The sequence below is a fragment of the Streptomyces sp. TE5632 genome, assembly GCF_054061295.1.
Genome location: NZ_JBSSEA010000003.1, coordinates 2,272,640 through 2,291,748, shown reverse-complemented (window position 1 = coordinate 2,291,748; position 19,109 = coordinate 2,272,640). Strand labels below are relative to the sequence as shown.

General features: G+C 69.2%; 21 protein-coding genes and 4 pseudogenes. 9 read left to right on the top strand and 16 right to left on the bottom strand.

Annotation, left to right across the window (positions count from 1 at the left end; all coding sequences use genetic code 11):
* Positions 1–16: 16 nt before the first annotated feature.
* From ACVW19_RS15510 to ACVW19_RS15495, 4 genes are all read right to left on the bottom strand, one after another.
* Positions 17–913 carry a phosphorothioated DNA-binding restriction endonuclease gene (locus ACVW19_RS15510; RefSeq protein ID WP_457459980.1) on the bottom strand — a complete coding sequence of 299 codons (897 nt, stop codon included), beginning with the start codon at positions 911–913 and terminating at the stop codon, positions 17–19.
* A gap of 118 nt (positions 914–1,031) precedes the next feature.
* Positions 1,032–1,394 (bottom strand): hypothetical protein, encoded by a 363-nt coding sequence (locus tag ACVW19_RS15505; RefSeq protein ID WP_457459979.1) that lies wholly within the window; start codon positions 1,392–1,394, stop codon positions 1,032–1,034.
* On the bottom strand, positions 1,391–1,735 hold the full coding sequence (locus ACVW19_RS15500) for a hypothetical protein (protein WP_457459978.1): 345 nt from the start codon (positions 1,733–1,735) through the stop codon (positions 1,391–1,393). The genes ACVW19_RS15505 and ACVW19_RS15500 overlap by 4 nt, the downstream gene beginning before the upstream one ends.
* 207 nt (positions 1,736–1,942) lie before the next feature.
* Positions 1,943–2,245, bottom strand: a complete 303-nt coding sequence (locus ACVW19_RS15495; protein ID WP_457459977.1) for a hypothetical protein — start codon at positions 2,243–2,245, stop codon at positions 1,943–1,945.
* Between the two features lie 271 nt (positions 2,246–2,516).
* Here ACVW19_RS15495 and ACVW19_RS15490 point away from each other — a divergent pair, with 271 nt between their 5' ends.
* Positions 2,517–3,452 carry a class I SAM-dependent methyltransferase gene (locus ACVW19_RS15490; RefSeq protein WP_457459976.1) on the top strand — a complete coding sequence of 312 codons (936 nt, stop codon included), beginning with the start codon at positions 2,517–2,519 and terminating at the stop codon, positions 3,450–3,452.
* Positions 3,449–3,961: a hypothetical protein gene (locus ACVW19_RS15485; protein ID WP_457459975.1), complete on the top strand. Its 513-nt coding sequence runs from the start codon at positions 3,449–3,451 to the stop codon at positions 3,959–3,961. The genes ACVW19_RS15490 and ACVW19_RS15485 overlap by 4 nt, the downstream gene beginning before the upstream one ends.
* A 64-nt stretch (positions 3,962–4,025) precedes the next feature.
* Here the strand turns inward: ACVW19_RS15485 and ACVW19_RS15480 are convergent, their stop codons facing one another.
* A complete protein-coding gene (locus tag ACVW19_RS15480; RefSeq protein WP_457459974.1) occupies positions 4,026–4,289 on the bottom strand; it encodes a hypothetical protein in 264 nt (87 codons plus the stop codon).
* Positions 4,290–4,304: 15 nt separating this feature from the next.
* Positions 4,305–4,901 (bottom strand): PIN-like domain-containing protein, encoded by a 597-nt coding sequence (locus tag ACVW19_RS15475; protein WP_457459973.1) that lies wholly within the window; start codon positions 4,899–4,901, stop codon positions 4,305–4,307.
* Between the two features lie 16 nt (positions 4,902–4,917).
* On the opposite strand from ACVW19_RS15475, the gene ACVW19_RS15470 reads away from it, so the two are divergent.
* Positions 4,918–6,114, top strand: coding sequence for an IS110 family RNA-guided transposase (locus tag ACVW19_RS15470; protein ID WP_457459972.1), 1,197 nt, complete (start codon positions 4,918–4,920; stop codon positions 6,112–6,114).
* 8 nt (positions 6,115–6,122) lie between these two features.
* Here ACVW19_RS15470 and ACVW19_RS15465 read toward each other — a convergent pair whose 3' ends face one another.
* The 4 genes and pseudogenes from ACVW19_RS15465 to ACVW19_RS15450 all read right to left on the bottom strand — a co-directional run bounded on the left by ACVW19_RS15465 (position 6,123) and on the right by ACVW19_RS15450 (position 9,064).
* A complete protein-coding gene (locus ACVW19_RS15465; protein WP_457459971.1) occupies positions 6,123–6,779 on the bottom strand; it encodes a DUF433 domain-containing protein in 657 nt (218 codons plus the stop codon).
* A gap of 85 nt (positions 6,780–6,864) precedes the next feature.
* Positions 6,865–7,774, bottom strand: a pseudogene (locus ACVW19_RS15460) (hypothetical protein).
* Between the two features lie 281 nt (positions 7,775–8,055).
* Positions 8,056–8,187 carry a DUF397 domain-containing protein gene (locus tag ACVW19_RS15455; protein ID WP_457459970.1) on the bottom strand — a complete coding sequence of 44 codons (132 nt, stop codon included), beginning with the start codon at positions 8,185–8,187 and terminating at the stop codon, positions 8,056–8,058.
* On the bottom strand, positions 8,150–9,064 hold the full coding sequence (locus tag ACVW19_RS15450) for a helix-turn-helix domain-containing protein (RefSeq protein WP_457464620.1): 915 nt from the start codon (positions 9,062–9,064) through the stop codon (positions 8,150–8,152). Before ACVW19_RS15450 ends, ACVW19_RS15455 begins: the two co-directional genes overlap by 38 nt.
* 178 nt (positions 9,065–9,242) lie before the next feature.
* On the opposite strand from ACVW19_RS15450, the gene ACVW19_RS15445 reads away from it, so the two are divergent.
* Positions 9,243–9,719: an ATP-binding protein gene (locus tag ACVW19_RS15445; protein ID WP_457459969.1), complete on the top strand. Its 477-nt coding sequence runs from the start codon at positions 9,243–9,245 to the stop codon at positions 9,717–9,719.
* 368 nt (positions 9,720–10,087) lie between these two features.
* Here the strand turns inward: ACVW19_RS15445 and ACVW19_RS15440 are convergent, their stop codons facing one another.
* From ACVW19_RS15440 to ACVW19_RS15430, 3 genes are all read right to left on the bottom strand, one after another.
* The gene (locus ACVW19_RS15440) at positions 10,088–10,687 is read right to left on the bottom strand and encodes a hypothetical protein (protein WP_457459968.1); all 600 of its coding nucleotides are present in this window, start codon (positions 10,685–10,687) and stop codon (positions 10,088–10,090) included.
* A gap of 198 nt (positions 10,688–10,885) precedes the next feature.
* The gene (locus ACVW19_RS15435) at positions 10,886–11,314 is read right to left on the bottom strand and encodes a VOC family protein (protein ID WP_457459967.1); all 429 of its coding nucleotides are present in this window, start codon (positions 11,312–11,314) and stop codon (positions 10,886–10,888) included.
* Positions 11,315–11,375: 61 nt separating this feature from the next.
* A complete protein-coding gene (locus tag ACVW19_RS15430; RefSeq protein ID WP_457459966.1) occupies positions 11,376–12,239 on the bottom strand; it encodes an SDR family oxidoreductase in 864 nt (287 codons plus the stop codon).
* A gap of 133 nt (positions 12,240–12,372) precedes the next feature.
* On the opposite strand from ACVW19_RS15430, the gene ACVW19_RS15425 reads away from it, so the two are divergent.
* Positions 12,373–12,729 carry a zinc ribbon domain-containing protein YjdM gene (locus ACVW19_RS15425; RefSeq protein ID WP_457459965.1) on the top strand — a complete coding sequence of 119 codons (357 nt, stop codon included), beginning with the start codon at positions 12,373–12,375 and terminating at the stop codon, positions 12,727–12,729.
* 290 nt (positions 12,730–13,019) lie between these two features.
* Here the strand turns inward: ACVW19_RS15425 and ACVW19_RS15420 are convergent, their stop codons facing one another.
* Entirely contained in the window at positions 13,020–13,697 is a 678-nt protein-coding gene (locus ACVW19_RS15420) for a serine hydrolase (RefSeq protein WP_457459964.1), read from the bottom strand.
* Positions 13,698–14,901: 1,204 nt separating this feature from the next.
* A complete protein-coding gene (locus ACVW19_RS15415; protein ID WP_457459963.1) occupies positions 14,902–15,123 on the bottom strand; it encodes a hypothetical protein in 222 nt (73 codons plus the stop codon).
* A gap of 184 nt (positions 15,124–15,307) precedes the next feature.
* Between ACVW19_RS15415 and ACVW19_RS15410 the strand changes: the two are divergent.
* The 4 genes and pseudogenes from ACVW19_RS15410 to ACVW19_RS15395 form a co-directional block, all read left to right on the top strand.
* Positions 15,308–15,535 (top strand): annotated as a pseudogene (locus ACVW19_RS15410) (site-specific integrase); the annotation flags it as partial.
* Between the two features lie 1,328 nt (positions 15,536–16,863).
* Positions 16,864–17,463 carry a hypothetical protein gene (locus tag ACVW19_RS15405; RefSeq protein ID WP_457459962.1) on the top strand — a complete coding sequence of 200 codons (600 nt, stop codon included), beginning with the start codon at positions 16,864–16,866 and terminating at the stop codon, positions 17,461–17,463.
* Positions 17,464–17,613: 150 nt separating this feature from the next.
* A pseudogene (locus ACVW19_RS15400) lies at positions 17,614–17,766 on the top strand (site-specific integrase); the annotation flags it as partial.
* 153 nt (positions 17,767–17,919) lie between these two features.
* Positions 17,920–18,135, top strand: a pseudogene (locus ACVW19_RS15395) (site-specific integrase); the annotation flags it as partial.
* A gap of 78 nt (positions 18,136–18,213) precedes the next feature.
* Here ACVW19_RS15395 and ACVW19_RS15390 read toward each other — a convergent pair.
* Positions 18,214–18,975, bottom strand: a complete 762-nt coding sequence (locus ACVW19_RS15390; RefSeq protein WP_457459961.1) for a phosphoglyceromutase — start codon at positions 18,973–18,975, stop codon at positions 18,214–18,216.
* Positions 18,976–19,109 lie beyond the last annotated feature (134 nt).

The window sequence follows — 19,109 nt, the reverse complement described above, 5'->3', positions numbered from 1 at the left end:
CGTGGTATCGGCGTGCCTACCAGATCGCGGCGGCCGGGCGCGGGTCGCCCTGGAAGACCTGCGCGAGGTGCCAGGCGCGGTGCGGCGCCGCGACGGGGGCGGTCCCCGGCTGCGGACCGATGAGGGGCCGCCCGGAGAGCTCGGTGACCTGCGCGCGGGCCGTGCCGCCGTGCCCGACGAAACGCTGCGAGACCAGGACGCGGTGGCTCTCGCCGACACCGAGGACACCCTTGTCGAAGAGCTTGTGGTGCAGCGAGCACAGGCACAGCCCGTTGTCGACGTCGTCCGGACCGTCGAACGCCCACCAGCGCACATGCGCCGCCTCCAGCCCCACGGGCACGCTCCCGATCCGGCCGTCGTAACCGCAGAAGGCACACCGGTGCTCGTACGCGGTCAGCACCAGCTCCCGCATCCGGCGGTCCCGCTGCCGCCGAACGGCCGTGAGACGGGTCGCCTCCGCGGGCTCCGGCGCCAGGCCGACGGCCTCGCACAGTTCGCCGTGCAGCGAGGGCGGGAAGTTGGCGTCGAGCAGCACCCGTGCCATCCGGCCGAGCAGCGACGGCTCCCGCCGCAACGCCACCCGCAACTCCGGCGCGAGCCGCCCGGCGGCGTTCGTCGCCCGCAACTCCCGCACCCCGGTACCCGGACTGCCGGACCCCCGGTCGCTCCGCACCTCCCACACCCCGTCACCGACCAGGTGATGGAACGGGTAGGCGGGCGTGGTCGGACGGGGCGGCCCGTACTCGGCCAGCAGCCGCTTCAGATCCTCCTCGACCGCGCTGTAGGCCAACTCCCCGTCGGCGTCCTCCCGGAACCGGCCGAGGGCGTACAGCAGGAGCAACGGCTTGTGCGGGGCCCGGACCCCGCTCCTGCTCCACTGCCTCAACTCCGCTGCACGCTCTGCCCAGTCCATGGGCCGCGATCGTAACGGCGGCCCGGCGGCCCGGCATACGGTCGGACCGTATGCCGAGCACGTCCGGCGCCCAGGTGCTCCGGCCGGCCACGCGGGCGAACGGAACGTCCTCGCCCGGTCAGGCTGTGTGGTTTCGGTCGCCGGCCCGTGTGCGGACGCGGCACGTCAGGGTGAAGACGACCAGGGCCGCCGTCGCGCCGAGTCCGGTCGCCAGTGCGTCGCCGACGTACCGGCCCCAGTCCGGTCGCAGGAGGTCGACGGCCCCGAACAGGACGACGAACCCGGTGAGGCCCGCCGCGACCGCGGCCGGCCAGACACGGTGGCGCGTCCAGAACCACTGGACCAGGAGCGGGACCAGGAAGGGCGCGATCGTGAGGCCCGGCTCGTCCAGGGCGGCGAACACGGCGTACCCCAGGCCGCTGACCACCCAGCAGACCAGGGCCACGAGCAGGGCCTCGCCCCAGGAGACGTGCCGGTTCACACCCGACGCCCCTCGTTCGCCACCCGGCCGGCGCGGCGCTCCCGCCACCGCCGGACCGCCCCGGCCACCAGGGGGAAGAGCACCAGCGGACTGGCGATCCAGCGGATCAGAATCAACGGCCAGGCCGGTTCCTCACCGGCTATCCGGCCCACCTCTTGCGCGGTAAGACTCACCCCCAGCACCAGGTAGCCGAGGCCCCAGGCGCGGACGAGCCACCTGGGCCCCTGCACGCTCACCGGAGCCTTCCGGGGCCGACGCAGGGACGTCCATCCCAGCCAGGTGCAACCCGCCGCCACGACCAGCATCAACACGCCCACGGCCGTGTCCGCCGGCTCTGCCATGGGTTCGATCATCTGCTCCACCGCTTCACGCGCACCCGGTCAGGGCCGTGACCGACGTGACCGACAGCCCGACCGGAACGATCATCCGTCATGATGACCGCTCGCTCGGACCCACGTACCTGCCCGGTACGGCAAAGAGACCATGCCGTGGCCTTCCGGCCCCCGACAGCGCCGACCACCCCTCACCTCCGGCGGATCGCCGCCTGCTCAAGGGCCGTCCCATATGCCCAGACGCCTGAGCCGACGTTGCCGGAGCCGCTCCAAGAAGGCCGTGAGCCCGAAGACAAGTGCGATGGGCAGCCCGCAGAGCACGGCGAACAGAAAAGGACCGGGCTCTCCCTCCTCCGCCATCAGCCAGAAGAGGAGCGTGAAGGGGACGGCCATGCAGAGACCGGCCCCGACCGGGTGACGGGCCACCCATTGCTGGAGCCGGGTCGGAGGCTGTTGCCCACCCAGGACCCGGTCCAGAGCCCAGAACGCTTCAGCCAGAGACCGCCGCTGCTTCGCCATGCCAGAAGAATAGGACAGCCGATCGCCGTTCCCTTGTTCGCCAACTCATTCCAGGGAAAAGGCTTTTCGGCTTTTCTTACGTGCCGTGAAGCCACCGGTGAATCGCCGGGCCTCCACCGGCGACTCCCCTGCCGTCTTCGGTGAGCGCATCGAAATGTGCACGGGTCTCGAACAGCGCCGGTGTCGAAAGAACGCGGGACGTGGTCGGCACGCCACGGCAGGGGCAGCCGGCCCGCCGGGCTCGGCAGGGAGGACCATAGGGTTCTGTCCCGTGCACCAGCTTGAGATTTCCGACCTGATCACGGCGGTGGATCCACACAGCGGCCACCGGCTCCCGGTCCGGCGCGCCGAGGTGATCCGGCAGCTCCGCGAGAGCGGAGACGAACACGCGGCCCGGATCGTCGCAGGGTTGCCCACGGACCAGGACGGCGTACTCGACCCGCACGCCGTGGACCGCCTGCTCGTCAGCGTGCACACCGAGCTCCAGCGCCTGAACGAGGAGCTGCGGACCGGCGAACGGCTGGTCCACCTGCTCGGCCCGCTCTTCACCGCGATTCGGTCGGCCACCGGGCAGCCCGGTCCGTACCGTCTGGTCGACGTCGGTTGCGGCCTGGGCTACCTGGTCCGCTGGCTGGCGGCGACCAACGCCCTCGGCGCGGATGTCGAGTTGGTCGGGGTGGACCTCGACGCCGCGCTGGTCGGCGAGGCGGACCGCCTCGCCCGGGCGGAGGGGCTCGACTGCCGTTTCGTCCGCGGAAACGCCTTCGGCCTGCCGGAGGCCGCGACCGTCTACGTCTCCACCGGCGTGCTGCACCATTTCCGTGGTCCCGCCCTGGCCGAGTTCTTCCAGGCCCAGGCCGCCTCACCGGCGCACGCCTTCTGCCACTTCGACATCGCCGCAACCCGTCTCGCGCCCCTCGGCGCCTGGATCTTCCACCGCGCCCGGATGCGCAACCCGCTCGGCCGCCACGACGGCGTCGTCTCCGCCCGGCGCGCGCACAGCGACGAGACACTGCTGCGCGCCGCCGCGGTACCCGGCATCCGCGCCTTGCTGTACGAGCCGCGCGGTGCGGTGAACCCGTTCTGCACCACCTTGCGCCCGGTCATCGGGGTGCGCCCGCACCTGGAGGCGCCGCTTCGCCGAGCCCTCGGGCGGGACGCACGCCGCATGGTCGGCCCGGAGCACCTCGCCGAGGCCACCCGATGACACCCGCCATACCGCTCATACTCCTCGGTCTGGTCGATGCGGCGTGCAGCGGCTTCCGCGCCTACGCCGGCAGCGACGCCCGCATCCGCAAACAACGGGCCACCGCCCGAGCAGCCCTGCGTGGACTGGCCGTCGGGGCCGTCCTGTTGCTGGCCCCCACCCTGACCGCCGCCCTCCTGCTGCTGACCACACGCGACCAGGCACGGACCTACGACACTCTGGCAGCAGGCGGCCTCGGCTACCTGCTCCCGCTCACCGTCTACGCCACCGTCGTACTGCTTTCGCTCGCCGCCTACTTCACCCTGCCGTTCCGCGCCGGCACCCTCGCGATGGTCATCGGCCTCGGCCCGCTGACCCTGCTGCGCCCGCTCGCCGTTGCCGCCGCCTGCCTCGGCGCGGTCCTCAACGGCGGCGGCGGTTCCGCCCTGCTGGTCGGCACGATCGCGGGCGCCGCCGTACTGTGCGTCGAACCCGCGGTGCACCGACGCTGGTACCACCACGTGCAGTAGAGAACCTGAGCGATGCCGTACGGGTGCCACCGAGCGTCACGGCGACGGCTGACGACCGGTGCTGCTAACCGAACATAAGTGCAGTCGACCGGTTCACGTGGTGGGCGATCACAATCCCCAGGGCCACTACGGTGAAGAGGGCTCCCGCCACCGCCGTGAACCACCCCACATATCCGAACACCGCGTAGCGCATGGCGTATTCGGTGTTCCACACACCCGAGTAAGCCTGGGCAGTGGCCTTCCGCCATCCTCGGTAGTCAGCGGCCAGGGCAGCGCCCATCAGGGACATCACGAGTGGGATCAGAACCACCATCACGGCCGCAGTCATGGGCGTCATTCTCCGTCACGGCCAGGTGCGTTCGATGCGGTCGCGTCGTACCGCGTAGGCCGCGGGGCCTCCCCTGTCCACAGCCCGGTGGATCGCCTCGCGGTGTGCGTCGAACCGTCCGACCATCTCGGCACTGGGCAACTGCTGGTTGTCGAGGTAGAAGAGCACCGCTCCCCGTTCGAGCACCGGCTGGATCTCCAGGTCCCGGCTCTTGATCCGGCCGTCCTTCGAGATCGGCACCCATGACTGGTCGAGGCCGTGAGTGATCCAGTCCTCGTCGGCGATGTCCTGTGCGTCGTCGGGGAAGACGTCCCCGATGCGGTGAACGGTCCAGCCGCACGCTCTCAGCCCTTCCGCGACGCGACGTCCGAGATTGCGGTCGAGGAAGAACTCAGGCGGCTCTACCTTCTTGATCGGGTTGATCGAGCCATTCGTAGGGTTGGGTCGCCCAGGGGTGCTGGGTGTGGCTATCAGGCGGCTGCCGTCTCGTGGCTTCCCTTGCTTCGCCGCCCGGCGCCCCACGACGACTCGGCCGCCGATTAGGAAGTGCGAACAAGTCGCTGTGTAGAGCAATGCCGGCGAAGTCGTCCGTGGCACGAGCAGTACGAACACGCACGTCAGGAGCACGATGAGCCGGATATGGGCGGGGATCGACAGCGGCAAGGGCCATCACCACGGCCTTGTTCTGGACGCCGAGGGCAAGACCCTGTTGTCGCGGCGGGTGGCCAACGACGAGCCCGAGCTGCTGAAGCTGATCGGTGACGTCCTGGACCTGGCCGACGGCCGTGAGGTCACCTGGGCCATCGACATGACCGGCGGAGAGCCGGCACTGCTGCTGGCCTTGCTGGTCAACCACGGCCAGGAGGTCCTCTACATGCCCGGCCGGCTGGTCAACCGGGCATCCGACGGCTACCGCGGCGAGGGCAAGACCGACGCCCGCGACGCCTACGTGATCGCCGACCAGGCCAGAATGCGCCGCGACCTGCGGCCCATCCGCCCCGGTGACGAGACGGCCGTGGAACTCAAGCTGCTGACCGGACGCCGGTCCGACCTGGTCGAGGACCGCACCCGCGCGGTGAACCGCCTGCGCGGCACCCTGCTGAGCATGTTCCCGGCCCTGGAACGGGCCCTGGACGTGACCAACACCGGCCCGCTCAAGCTCCTGACGGGCTACCAGACGCCGGCCGCGATCCGCCGGACCGGCATCACGCGGCTTGCGAAGTGGCTGGCCAACCGCAAGGTCCGCAACGCCAGAGCCCTGGCCGAGGCGGCGGTCGAGGCCGCCGAGCGCCAGCACACCGCCGTCCCCGGGGAGAAGACCATCGCCAGGCTGGTCCACACCCTGGCCGAGGAGGTGATGGCCCTCAACGAGCAGATCCGTGAGCTGGACAAGCTCATCGAGGGCCGGTTTCGCGAGCACGAGCTCGCCGACATCCTTCTGAGCGTCCCGGGCATCGGCACGGTTCTGGGAGCGGAGTTCCTCGCCGGCGTCCGCGGCGGCCTGGACGAGTTCGACTCCCCGGACGCCCTGGCGGCCTTCGCCGGCGTCGCCCCGGCACCGCGCGACTCGGGCAAGGTCAGCGGCAACCTCCACCGGCCGCTCGTCTATCACCGAAAACTTCAGCGCGTTTTTTACACCTCCGCGCTGGTCAGCGTCCGCTATGACCCGAACTCGCGGAAGTTCTACGACCGTAAACGCGCCGAGGGGAAGAAGCACGTCCAGGCCGTGCTCGCCCTTGCCCGCCGGCGCGTCAACGTCATCTGGGCCCTGATCCGCGACCGACGGTGCTACGAAGTGGCGCCACCGGTGACTACGGCAGCTTGACAACAGCATTAGGAAGCAGGGCGCACCACTGCCCGGCACAGCGCGTCGACCTGCTCGGGTGTCATGTCGAAGTCGTACGCGATGTCCTCGATGCTCTCCCCGGCCTCCCAGAGGTCGGTGATGGCCTTGACCGTGACGCGGTTGGCGGCCACGACGGGCCTGCCGTGTCCGAACCTCGGGTCGATCACGACGGGGACGGACTCCGGGTACTGCCTGAGCCGCAGGCTGGAGGGGAAGTCGTCGTCGGGCTCCCAGTTCAGGTGGCGGAGGTAGTCGGAGACCACCTCGTGGAGGGGGGCCTGGCCGTCCCGGGCCCGGCGGAGATCGCCGAGGCCGTGCTCGACGAAGATGTCCACGCCGTCCGTCGCGATTCGCTTCGACACGAGGCCGTAGGGGGTGGCGAAGGCGTCCCGGACGGCGGCGGCGGCTTCCCTGATCTCACTCATCCGCAGCCCCAGCGAGCGCAGCGAACGGAGCACGTGTGCCTCGGCCACCGCGATGAACGGCACCGAGGGCTGTCCCTTGCGCAGTGGTTCCACCTGGTGGACCAGTGGCGCACCGGCGGCCCTGCCCTTCAGCCAGGAGGCGAGCGTGGACTGCGGAATCTCCAGGTAGGAGGCTGTTTCCGTGGGAGTCAGAAGTCCGTCGCTGAACCGGTCGACCATGCCCCACCTCCTCCGTCTGCCGGGTTTCGCATCGTCGCACATCAAGTCTTCCGTCCGGCGACCGATCGCACACCCGCCCATGGGCTCAGCCGGCCGCACGCAGACGTTCCCGGGTGAGGTGGTCCCGGCAGTCCCGGCAGTGGCCGGGTTCCGGTGCGCGGAAGGCGCGTTCGCAGCCGTCGCAGGTCTGGAAGGGCAGGACGGCCGGGCGGTCGACGGTCGGTGGGAGCGGAGCCGGGGGCGGTGCGGGCAGGGGGGTTTCGCGCAGGCGGAAGGCGAGGATGCCCGCCGGGCGGGTCAGGAAGTGATCGGGGAGCCGTGCCGTGAGATGGGCGGTGATCTGGGAGGGGGCGACCCCGGCCGCCAGCCACGCGGTGACGGCCGGTGCCAGCCGCACGGCCTCCCGTTCGGACAGGACCAGACGCGGATCGACGCGGCGCAATGAGGTCAGGACGGCGACCGCCTGCGGGTCGGCGTCGGCGAGTGCGGGTGCCGGGCTCTCGGTCGCCTCACCGCTGGGGTCGGGCGCCCGCTCTTGCGGAGCCGGTGCCGGTGCCGGTGCCGGAGCGGGGGCCGTGGCCTGCGGGACGGCGGGCTGCTTGCGGGGCCGGGGCGGCTCGGGCGGGTCGTCCGGGTCCGGGGCACCGCCGGGCACGTCGTAGAAGTACGTGCGGGTGCGGATCTGCCCCGAGGGGAGACGCTCACGGCGGCGTTCCAGGTAGCCGGCGGTTTCCAGCTCGCGGAGGGCGCGCGAGATGAGGATCTCGCCCTCGGTGAAGTGCGCGCACAGGGCGGCGATGCTCACGGGGGTGCCGGTGGGCAGGGAGAGGATGTAGACCGGCGACGCCGACGGTGACGGCGCTGCCGCGCCGCTGGGCGAGGGCGTTGGAGATCACGGCGAAGTCGGCGGTGAGCCGGGTGCGTACGTGGATCACGCCGGAGGTCGGAGCTCCGGCCTCGGCGCGCAGGCGCGCATTAGACTGCGGGTCAGCCATCGGGAAGTCGTCTCTTCCTGATCGGTCAGGCCCTCGTTCCGGGACGGCAATCCCGGCCGGGGGCCGTCTCTGTTTGCGGTTGGTGTCGCGAACGTAACCGTCCGTGACCCGCCCCTGCAAGCCGGTCACCCGGACGGGTGACGCGGGCTTTTCGCCGGGGAGGGTGGGTGGGCGGGTAGTTCTTCCCCCCGGTTCTTTCAGGAGGTCAGTGGCCCACCGGACCCTCGCGGACGAGGAACCGGCGGGCCGGGGAGACGCAGCGTGTCCGGGACCCGGCCGACTCAGATCCGGTGCCGGCCGGCCTTCAACTCCCCTATGAACGCGGTCCAGGAGCCCGCTCCGAAGGACAGGGCGGGACCGTGCGGGACTTTGCTGTCACGGACGGGGACGGCGTCGGGGAATCCGTGGGCCACCTCCACGCAGTCGCCCCCCGCCTGATTGCTGTAGCTGCTCCTGCGCCAGACGGCGCCGTTCAGATCGGGACGGGACGTTCGCGCCACGGTAGCTGCCCTCCATCGCGGTCCGAATCATGCCGAGCGACATGAGCGGGGGCAGGGCCACTGCCCGTAGCCGATCGTAAATCACTTTGTAGCGGCTGACGTTGTCCGGTTCCTCGATGAGCCGCCCGTAGTCCGAGCCCTCTGTGTAGGCGACCTCCGAGCCGTCCGGAAGGGTGAGAATCGTCAGGGAACCGCCCATCGCCTCGTGCCCACCCTGGTCGAACGGCAACACCTGCACGGTGATGCGACGTTCCGTTGCCGTTTCGAGTGGACGCTCCAACTGCCTTCGCATCACGAAAGAGTTGCCGATCGGGCGCCTCAGTACCGCCTCGTCCAGGATCGCGCACAGTTCCGGCCGGTCAGGCAAGCCGAGTCTTTCCTGCCGTCCCATGCGCGCTGCGACACGCTCCTCCAGCTGCTCATCGTCGTCGAGCAGCGCATCCAGGCTCAGGACCGCTTGCGCATAGTCCTTCGTCTGCAGCAGACCGGGGACCACGTGGGCGGCGTACTGCCTGATCGACACCGCCCGCTCCGAGTACGCCATGAACTTCCGTGACCAGTCCGGGAACGCCTCCCGGTACACGTACGGCCACAGGTCGACCAGCAGGTTGTCCGCGCCGAGCACGGCGTCCAGCGCACGCGCCAGCTCCAGCGTCGGCTTCGCGCCCGAGGCCCGCTCGATCTGGGTGATGCGGGTGCCCACCACGTGGGTTCTCGCGCCGAGTTCGGCCTGGGTCAGTCCGGCCGCCGTGCGGAGCTTGCGCACCCGTGAGCCGAACAGGGCGGCCATGGAGGCGCTGGGGTCAATTCCGTTGGCCAAAGCGTCACTTCCGTCCCTTACCAACCGAAAGGTAATGCTGCGTCACCTTCCGAGCGTAGGGCGATTCCGCGACCCTTGAGCACGGAACGTGACGGCTCGTGCGCATCGCGAGACGTCTCAGGGCTCGACAGGCAAGGACGGGCACGCCGTGCTGACAGGAACGACCACCTCGGGTGACGGGTCCGGAAGGGACACCGGCTTCACTCAACCCCAGGAGAAAAAAGCCCAGTTCGCCTCCACACCCCGTGGCGCGCGGCTCGCCCGACGCCTCGCCGTGCGGTGCCTGGAGGAGTGGGGGCACCCGCCGGCCTCGGACGTGTCGTGCACGGTCGCCCTGGTCGTCGGCGAACTCGCCGCGAACGCCGTGCGGCACGGCCGTGTCCCGGGGCACGACTTCCGTCTCCGCATCGCCCTCGACGAGGTGGCGGGTCTGGTGCGGATCGAGGTCGCCGACGCCGCCGCCGCGAAACGGCCACCAGTGGTTCCGCCCTCTTCGTGTCCCGAGGGTGAGTCCGGTCGGGGCCTGCTCCTGGTGGACGTGCTGGCCGAGTGCTGGGGCTGGGAGCCCCGTGAACCCGTGGGCAAGACGGTCTGGGCGGAGGTGCCGGTCACCGGGGGCCGCTGACCGGTCGCGGCTCCGCCCGCGGTGAGAGGCGAGCGGAACCGGAGAAAGCTCCTCGGTCGTGCGGTCAGCCGGAGGTGGCCTCATCGGGACCGCCGGTCAGCCCTCCCGTGCGGCTCTCACCGTTCGGGGAGGGACGGCGGAGTCTGCCGATGACGGCTCCGGCCCCCAGCCGTGATCGGCTGGGGGCCTTTGGGGCGACGGGCGCGGACGGTTTCGAACCGCCGACGTCTGCCGCGTAGTTCACCAGTGGCCAAGATCAGATCAGGCACATGGAGCGAGCCGGAGTGAACGCGGTACGCACACTCCTGGAGCCACTCACGTCCCTGAGGCAATCACGTTCGTCTCAGCGCAGGTGGGATGCTGTCCGTTCACGGTTGCGGCGTGGCTCCGGGCGTTGGCGCGTCGCGCTCCACCCACGTGCCGCAGCCAGTGATCACCGAGCCCGTGCGATCGCAGGTGATGGTGTGCACGGTCCCGGACGTGGTGATCACGTCGATGACAATGTCACTGCCCTGACCGGTGGGGCCGACGTCAATGGATACCCCGCAGGCCCCGTTGGGTACGTCTCCTCCCTCATCGGAAAGGTCATCCCAGTCGATGGGTCCGAGAGGGCTGAGCTCGTCACCGACATAGGCGACTCCACCACTTGTCGCCGCGTAGAACGCTCCGCCGCCGGCTCCTTCCTGGCGGACGGTGTCGATTTCGAAGCAACCGTCACCGTCACCGGGGCCAGGCCTGTCCTTGTCCTTGCCCTGTTCTTTTTCCTTGCCGGGCTCAGGGCTCGTCGTGGGGCGGGGGTCCGACTCGGTGGACGCAGAGGTCGCGGCAGGTTCGTCGCTCAGGCCCTGAGCTGCTGTCGGTACGGCACCCAGCGTCCCCAACAGCGCCAATGCGGCCAGCGAGGTGCCCGCGAGTATTCCGCGCCGCGAACGGCGAAGAGGCGATATGGGTCTTTCTTGAGCATGCATGAAACGACTCCCTGGTCGATCGGGTCCGGATTTTCCGGGGTACCGTTCCATTCTTTGCGGCCGACTGATCCCTACCACTTCTATTGAGCTGGCCGAAGGACTTACGTTGAATTTCGCGTGGTCAAAGGCGGGAACAGTCAGGCCGTTCTCCGGATGGCACAGGGTGCTGACCTCGATCTTGGTGCGGTCTTCACGCGGTCACACGACCGGTTCGCCGATGCCCAGCAGGTTCCCCTCGCTGTCGCGGAACCAGACGGCGCGTTCGCCGCGGGCGCCCTTGCTCGGGTAGTTGCCCTCGATCTCGGCGATCCCGTCCTCCGCCGTCCGGAACCCCGGCAGGTCGACCACCTCGAACACCACGCCGCGCCGCCTCAGCTCCGCCACGACCGTTTCGATGTCGTCGACCTGCCACCCCATCTGCGTGAAGGCCCCGGACGAGGCCCCCGCCGACCGGAACACGGCGAACTCCGTGCCACCGCACCGGTACAGCAGCCCGCCCGGCCGCTCGTCCACGGGCTCCAGGCCGAGCTTCTCGGAGTAGAAACGCCGCGCCCGCTCCAGATCCCGGGCCGGCAGTCTGGTCGCCACGCGGCCCTGTGCCAGAAGATTCCTGCCGTCTGCCTCCATGCCCCCACTGTGCCGTGACCGGCGGCCGGTCGCACGGGGACAGGCGGGGCGGACGGGAGACCTACGCCTCGAAGGGGACCTGCGCCTTGAAGGCGTCCGCGTGCTCCACGGCCCACCGGGCGAAGGCGCGGGCCGGGCGGCCGGTGACCTTCTCGACGGTGTCGACGACCGTACGGCCCACCTCGGGGGTGTTGCCGTACATCTCGAGCAGGAAGCCGATCACCTCCTCGGGCCGGCCCGCCGCACGCCACTGCGTGACGGCCTGCTCCTCGGTCAGCTCCACCAGGGCGATGTCCCGGCCGCGGGCGGCGGCGATCGCCGCCACCTTGTCGCCGACGGTCAGCACCTCGGGACCGGTGATCACGTACTCCCGGCCGCCGTGGCCCTCCTCGGTGAGCGCGACCGCGGCGACGGCGCCGATGTCGCCCTCGTGGACCATGGCGCTCAGCCGGGATACGAACGGTTCGCGGACCTCGTCCGCCGCCGTGATCCCGTCCGCCCACTCCAGGGCGTCGGCCATGAACTCGACGGGCATCAGCACCGTCCAGTCCACCCCGTCGTCGGCCCGCACGGCGTCCTCCAGCGGGGTCGGCCCGCCGCCGTGCAGCACCGTGATCCGGCGTACGCCGGCCGCGCGGGCCCGGTCCAGGATGCGCGGGCCGGTCTCCAGAGGAGTGAAGAAGGCCCCGCCGAAGGTGATCAGATGAAGCCCGGTGACGCCCTCCATGGCCGGGGCCAGATGGTCGGGCTCGGTCAGGTCGCCCCGGACGACCTCGACCTCCGCCGGGAGGGCGGCCCGCGCCGGGTCCCGGGTGAGGGCGCGTACCGCGTGACCACGGGCGAGCAGTTCGGCGACGACCTGACGGCCGACGGTGCCGGTGGCACCGGTGACGAGGATCTTCTGCGTCCGCTGTGTCTGTGTCATGGCACGACCGTAGAAAGCCTTGCGGTCAGGTTCTGTCCGCAGACGAGATCCTCACAGGAGTCCGCAGCCATCTGCGGGAGGGGTGCCCCGGGCTTGTTCGCCGGTCGCACTGATGTCCGGATACGCTCGCGAGATGATGGAGAACCTTCCCCCCTGTCCGAAATGTTCTTGTGAGTACACCTACGAGATGAATTCCCTCGTCGTGTGCCCGGAGTGCGCACACGAATGGGACCCCGAGAGCGGCGCGGAGAGCGAGGGTGCTGCTGCGGAGCGCGTCGTGAAGGACGCCGTCGGAAACGTGCTGCAGGACGGCGACACCGTGGTCGTCGTCAAGACGCTCAAGGTCAAGGGGAGCCCGTCGGGCATCAAGGCCGGCACCAAGGTGCGCAACATCCGGCTGATCGACGGCGTCGACGGCCATGACATCGACTGCAAGGTCGAGGGCTTCGGGGCGATGCAGCTCAAGTCCGGCGTCGTGAAGAAGGGCTGACCGGCGGCGACCGGCGGAGGGCGTCGATCACTGTTGGTTCCTCGCCCTCCGGCAGGTCCACCTGGGCATCGAGGAGGCTCGCCGTGTGTGGTGCCGGGACGGGCGATCAGTCCTCCCGTCGGATCCGATGGCGGCCGTCCGACGGGTCGGTGCAGCCGAGCCGGTGAGCAGGTGGCGGGGGCGATCCGGCGTGCCGTCGCGGAGGGCGAGTGCGGCCCGGGAGACCGCCTCCCGCCAGGCCTTCCTTCTCCATGGGCGGTGGATGCGGCCTCGGGTCGGCAGGAAAGAGGTCAGCGGAGGATCGGGGACACGGGAGGGGCGGTGCTGCGCAGGGCGTGTACGGCTGTCTGGGCTGCTCGCTCCACCGTGGAGATGCCGTGAGACATGCTCGGGCTGCCGTGCGAGAGGATGACGACGTAGAACGTGCTCCCGTGTGCTTCGACTCGCCCCATGCTGTTGATCACCCAGCGTTGCGAGTGGGAGCGCTGCAGCCAGCCGTTCTTGAGTTGCCAACGGCTGCCTTCCGCGGACACTCCCCAGTCCTGGTCGGCGTCGACCCGGCCCATGAAGGTCTGGATCAGGTGGCGTGAGGCTTTGCTGAGCGGTGAATGGTCGGCGAACACGGCGGTCAACAGGGTCAGTTGGTCTGCCGCGGTGGTGCGGGTGAGGCCCCAGTGGGCACCTGGACCTGCTTGGGTGGAGGTCAGCCCCAGGGCCTTGTTGGCGTCAGCGAGTCCTGGGCCGCCGCCGATACGTCGCCACAGGGCACCTGCGGAGTCGTTGTCGCTGCTCTGGATCATCGAGGCGGCGGTGGATGTCTCCCACGGGGTGAGCGACCGTCTTTCGTGCTGGGCACGCAGCAGCAGTGCCGCCAGGATGTCCACCTTCGCCAGGCTCGCGGTGACGTGTGTCTGTGAGCCGTACACCGTCCGTCGGCCGGTCCTGGGCTCCAGAACGGCGACCGACACCTGAGTGCCGCTCTGTGTCCGAATCGGTTCGAGCAGACGAGTGAGCGCGTTGCTCACATTCGTCGGGGCCGGCGTCCGCGTGTCGGGGAGGCCTGGCGGCGCTTGGGCCGGCTTGCTGTTCGCCGGCGTCGAAGGTGCCTGGTTCTGTGCCGGGGGGCGTCCGGCCCGGTCACCGGTTGTGGTGTGACCGGCGGCGAAGCAACCCGTGAGCAGCATGCCCGCCGCTGAGCATGCCAGTACCAGCCGTATCCGCTCCCGCCGCGCGCAGGCCTTGTCGTGTCCGCTCGGGCCGGGCGGGACGGGCTGGTGCCCCATTCCGTGGGGTGGACAGGCGGCATGATCCGGATTCATCGGGAACCTCAATCGCACAAGCGGGAGACAGCCGGAGGGAGAACCACGCCCACAGTCTTTTCCGGGGTGAGGCGCGCCGCATCCCCGGACGGTTTCCCCCTAAAGGCGTAACAGGCTCACGGCAGACGTCACCTGACGGATCCTTGGAAATGAAGCGAAGGCCCGTCTCCCGAGGCCCTGTGCACCTGCCACGTGCCGCCATGTCGTGCGACGCGCCACCCCTGGTCCCCGGGTGCGGTGGCCTGTCCACGCCACTCTTCCCGGTGAGCGCCTTGCAGCGTTTGGGGGAGTCGCGCGGCGTGGCTGTGGGTGTCGTCGAGGTTGGTCCGGGCGTGGGGTGCGTCGACTGTCTCAGTGAGGTTCCCCTGTTGCTCGGGAGGGGCTGACCAACTGGTCAGCCCCTCCCGAGCAACAGGGGAACCTCAGCCGCCGCCTGCCTGCGGCCAACCGCACTTTCCTTGCTTCCACTCGCCCACCGTCCACCCCGACAGTGCGCCCCGAGGTGGTGTCGTTCAGCGTGCGCGACCTTGGGGCGCAGAGGGCAGGGTGCATGAACGGCGACACCCGCGGTCAGTGGCCGGAGCCACCGTCATGCGTGGATCCAAGCCGCCTCGGGCCATGCCGCATGTGTGCCCGAGGCGGGCTGCTGTGCGTCCTCGAGCGGCCAGGTTTCGTCTTCCCCGAAGTCAGGGGCCTGGAAGGGATTGGTCGTCGGAGGCGGTGTTGCTGCCGTGGAGCGGCGGGGTTGCCCTTCCACGGCGGAGAACAGCGACGTCGTGTCGATGGGGAGGACTCTCTTTCGTTACAGGTCCCTGAAAGGGGCCTGGGCGTGCCGTGACCGGGCACAGCGGTCCTACAGCTTGGTCATCTTGGCGTACGGGCTCAAGATCCGCATGCGCGTCGAACCGAAATCCACGAGTGCCGCGATTCCGTCCTCGATGCCGATCACGCGGCCGAGGCCGTACACGTCGTGTGTGACCTGGTCGCCCATGGCGAAGTCCTCGGGAACCAACGTGACCGGGGCCTTGAAGGGGCTGGTAGGCAGATGACGCTTCGGCGCAGCAGGCTTTGTCATGACTCAGTATGCGCCCAGGTGCATCCCGTTCGCTGTGGCCGTCGGCACAGATCCGGACGGCAACGACCTCTTCGCGCCACTGACCTGGGGTTTCGATGCCCTTGTGAGGTGAAACCGGACCGTAGGTCTCCTTCACCGGCCGTGGTCGACCCCTGCATCGAGCACGGTGGTGGCACGAACTTCAGCGGCGCGGTCCGTCCGGCTGCCGGCAGTCGACCGTCGACCGTCGACCGTCGACAACAAGTGTGTCGTGCCCTGGACGCCCGAGCGGGTCTTCGCCGCCCGGGCCGCCATGCCCGAGCGCTTCCAAGCCGTGGTCGACCTGGGCGGCGGTCGCGGGCTCCGTCAGGGCGAGATCCTGGGCGTGGCCGTCGACGCGATCGACTTCGGGTCGGACACGTTCCACGTGGTGTAGCAGCGATCAAGGGGAAACCGCAGAGCGCGCCCCAAGTCGGCTCGTCCCGACGCCACCATCGCCTGACCGGCCGTCAGGTGGGGGCGATCGTCGCGACCGCCGTCATCGCGCCTGTCGGGCCAGGCGTCGGAGGGGGCCGCGTCGACGTCGGCATCGCAGCGTCTCGGACGGCAAGAAGCTGACGTGTCGTCAGGTCAGCCCGATGGGCGGTCACTCGCATCAGGCCCGCGAGCCGCGCTTTCGCGGTGATCGCTGCTACACCACTCCAACGGAATCGGAAGTTATCCAGTGACGGCCACCAACGACACCCGACGGCCGCCCTCCTCATTCGGCGGGTAGATCACCGTAGGGGTCGCGCCGGCCCCATTCGCACCCCGAGGGAAGCCGCCGTTTTTCCTGAAAGGGTGATCGTATTGCCAGGGATGCTCGGCCTCGCTGTCGTCCTCGCTGTCGTTATGGTGGGAGTGCTTATCTTTCGCGAGTTCTTCGAGGAGCTACGGGTGAGGCGGCAGTAGCCGCCCGTTGTGTCTTGCGACTCGGCTCGGATCGGCAGCTCGCTCCGGATTCACAGACGGATTCGAGAAGTGCCAAGCACTCGCTCTGTGGCGTCATTGCCCGCATGGGAGTCGTCCCGTAGAGAGGCGGCCCAGCCCTCCAGTAATCCCTCTGCCGACGGAGAAACTGTAGGCAGGGGCTCACTTCTTCTTGCCCTGGGTCTTTCCGGCGATCCCGGTGAGTTCGGTTTTCGCTGGTCAATTCGGTGGGTGCAGGGGGCGGAGCGATCGGCAGTGGTCATCATTGGCCATGGCCGAGCGGCTCGGGACGGCCCAGAAGCGGGGCCCGACGGGCTGGGCTACGGTGCAGCCTGCCTGTGGCAGGTTGAGCAGTACGGGAGCAGGGATGAAAGTCCCGCCGGACGGCGGCGCCGCGGCAGGCGACTGTCGGGGCAGGGCGCGAAGCGCCCGACCGGGGAGGGGGTCGTCATGGTTCGCTCGGTCGGGTCACCGGGATCCGGCCCGTCGCGAGGGGGGTGCAAGCGCAGCGCAGTGTTGAGCAGCAAGGTGCCCTCTGCCTGCTTTTTCCCATTCTGCAGGGTTTGCTCATCATTTCACTTGACGGCTGACTTGGTGGCCGAAAGCGCCGTTGGAGCGGGTGGGGCGACCTCTTGCATCTCGCATCATTTCTCTACGCTTGCCACGTTTCGCCGGTGGCGTGGGAGGATTCTTCCGCTGTTCCCCCAGGGGGGAATTGAACGGGAGTTGAGTGATCGTTTTCGTGGTAGAGTTTCAATGAATTGACAGGACGCCGCGAAAAAGGGGAATGGCGTGAATACCGAGAAGGTCACGGCTCGACGTCTTACGGCCGAAGAGGTTTCGGAGCTGAGCCTCCAGGACGAAATCTTCGTCTCGGCAGAGATGGATGGCCTTCCTCTCGACTGCTATGCCCCGGCTTTCCTCACGGAGCCGGGCAAGAATTTCGAGGGAGGGTCCTTCGCCGCGAGGACGATATTCGGTCAGGAAGTCAGCGTTCTCCCGGACAATGCCGAAGAGTCCGGGATCTGGGTTGCCGACAAGGCAGGGGAGGAAATCGAGGTTCTTCAGGGTGCCGGCGTCCTCCTGAATCTTGCCCTCTTCGTTCCCAACGGGAACAAGGAATCTCTGGAGTCGCTCTACTCCGCCGCCCGGGACGCCTTCGGCGCGGGGATTGTTCAGCGCTGGAGTGAGGAAGTCGTCACGGTACCGGATGTCAAGGTCGACTTGTTCGAGGAGCCGGCCCGGGGGCGGAAGAACGCGAGCAGCCAGAACCGTGACCGCCGCGCCTTGGACATCTACCCGACCCGAGTGCGATTCATGGAGCCCAGCGATGGCTGGAAGTTCATTGTCGAACTGCACAAAGAGGTCGTCGACGAGACGCCGACGATCTGACCTGACGGCAGGTTAGTCTCGGTCTTTCGCGGGAGCCCGTCAGCTTGCTGACGGGCTCTTTGAACCGTCCCGGGCCGGCCGGCACCTGCGCTACGACCCCGTGGACGTCCAAGCCCGGGTCGAGTCCCTGCGGGGAGGGGCTGCCGTCTGATGGCCGGGCGTATCCAGGACCGCCGGTACAGGACCGAGACCGACCCGGACGGGAAGGTGCGCAAGGTCAAGACCGAGCGCTACGGGTCCGGTCTTTGCCACCGCGCTCGCTGCGTCGGCCCGGACGGCACGGAGAAGTCCAAGAGCTTCCCGACCGTCAGGAGCGGCTCGCTGATCAGCTGATCAGTGGTCGGCGCACATCCGCGACCGGGTACGGCGGTTGCAGGGGAACGGCGTCCGTGGGTCGTACGCCCGGACGATCTGCTCCGACGTGCGGGCGGCGCTCAGTGCGGCAGTCGCGGACGCGAGGCCGCTCGCGAACACGGGGTGCACGCCCTACGGCACTTCTGCGTTTCCGTTCTCCTGGACGCCGGCGAGAGCATCAAGGCCGTCGGTGAGTACCTGGGGCACTCCGACCCCGGACTGACTCTGAAGGTGTAAGCGCATCTCATGCCCGGTAGCCGGGACCGCGCCCGGAAGGCTCTCGGCCGCGCACTCCGGCCGCACGATCCGGGGGACTGAGGACCCACAGTGGGCCCAGGCCGTGAAAACGCCCCCGACGCGCACCGTATGCGCAGGTCGGGGGCATGATCACAAGCCCTACTTCTTCTTGCCCTGGTTCTTGACTGCCTCGATGGCGGCTGCGGCCGCGTCCGGGTCGAGGTAGGTGCCGCCCGGGGTGACCGGCTTGAAGTCGGCGTCGAGTTCGTAGGAGAGGGGGATGCCCGTCGGGATGTTCAGGCCCGCGATGTCGGCGTCGGAGACGCCGTCGAGGTGCTTGACCAGGGCGCGCAGGCTGTTGCCGTGGGCGGCGACCAGGACCGTGCGGCCGGCCAGGAGGTCGGGGACGATCGAGTCGAACCAGTACGGCAGCATGCGGACGACGACGTCCTTCAAGCACTCCGTGCGCGGGCGCAGCTCCGGCGGGAGGGTCGCGTAGCGCGGGTCGTCGAACTGGGAGTACTCGGCGTCGGTGTCCAGCGGGGGCGGCGGGGTGTCGTAGGAGCGGCGCCACAGCATGAACTGCTCCTCGCCGAACTCCGCGAGGGTCTGCGCCTTGTCCTTGCCCTGGAGGGCGCCGTAGTGGCGCTCGTTCAGGCGCCAGCTGCGGCTGACCGGGATCCAGAGGCGGTCGGCGGACTCCAGCGCCAGCTGCGCGGTGCGGATGGCGCGCTTCTGGAGGGACGTGTGGACCACGTCGGGGAGCAGACCGGCGTCCTTGAGCAGCTCACCGCCGCGCGTCGCCTCCTTCTCGCCCTTCGGAGTGAGGTTGACGTCCACCCAGCCGGTGAACAGGTTCTTCGCGTTCCAGTCGCTCTCGCCGTGGCGGAGGAGGATCAGCTTGTACGGTGCGTCGGCCATGGGTCCGAGCGTAATCGAAGCCACGAGCGAGCCGTGCCCCCCGCTCGCTGGGCGGACGGTCGGCGGGAACCGTTAATCGAGTGGTGGACTACTCCGGTTCCTTTGTAAGGTGTGCTTGCCGTTTCAGGTGCTTA

Coding starts and splice junctions, on each gene's coding strand:
- ACVW19_RS15450 (WP_457464620.1), bottom strand. CDS start 9,064: ATGGCCGCCCTGTTCGGCTCACGGGTGCGCAAGCTCCGCACGGCGGCC.
- ACVW19_RS15465 (WP_457459971.1), bottom strand. CDS start 6,779: ATGGTCGACCGGTTCAGCGACGGACTTCTGACTCCCACGGAAACAGCC.
- ACVW19_RS15435 (WP_457459967.1), bottom strand. CDS start 11,314: ATGGAGGCAGACGGCAGGAATCTTCTGGCACAGGGCCGCGTGGCGACC.
- ACVW19_RS15485 (WP_457459975.1), top strand. CDS start 3,449: ATGACACCCGCCATACCGCTCATACTCCTCGGTCTGGTCGATGCGGCG.
- ACVW19_RS15510 (WP_457459980.1), bottom strand. CDS start 913: ATGGACTGGGCAGAGCGTGCAGCGGAGTTGAGGCAGTGGAGCAGGAGC.
- ACVW19_RS15415 (WP_457459963.1), bottom strand. CDS start 15,123: ATGACAAAGCCTGCTGCGCCGAAGCGTCATCTGCCTACCAGCCCCTTC.
- ACVW19_RS15500 (WP_457459978.1), bottom strand. CDS start 1,735: ATGGCAGAGCCGGCGGACACGGCCGTGGGCGTGTTGATGCTGGTCGTG.
- ACVW19_RS15390 (WP_457459961.1), bottom strand. CDS start 18,975: ATGGCCGACGCACCGTACAAGCTGATCCTCCTCCGCCACGGCGAGAGC.
- ACVW19_RS15430 (WP_457459966.1), bottom strand. CDS start 12,239: ATGACACAGACACAGCGGACGCAGAAGATCCTCGTCACCGGTGCCACC.
- ACVW19_RS15425 (WP_457459965.1), top strand. CDS start 12,373: ATGATGGAGAACCTTCCCCCCTGTCCGAAATGTTCTTGTGAGTACACC.
- ACVW19_RS15480 (WP_457459974.1), bottom strand. CDS start 4,289: ATGACTGCGGCCGTGATGGTGGTTCTGATCCCACTCGTGATGTCCCTG.
- ACVW19_RS15470 (WP_457459972.1), top strand. CDS start 4,918: ATGAGCCGGATATGGGCGGGGATCGACAGCGGCAAGGGCCATCACCAC.
- ACVW19_RS15495 (WP_457459977.1), bottom strand. CDS start 2,245: ATGGCGAAGCAGCGGCGGTCTCTGGCTGAAGCGTTCTGGGCTCTGGAC.
- ACVW19_RS15440 (WP_457459968.1), bottom strand. CDS start 10,687: ATGCATGCTCAAGAAAGACCCATATCGCCTCTTCGCCGTTCGCGGCGC.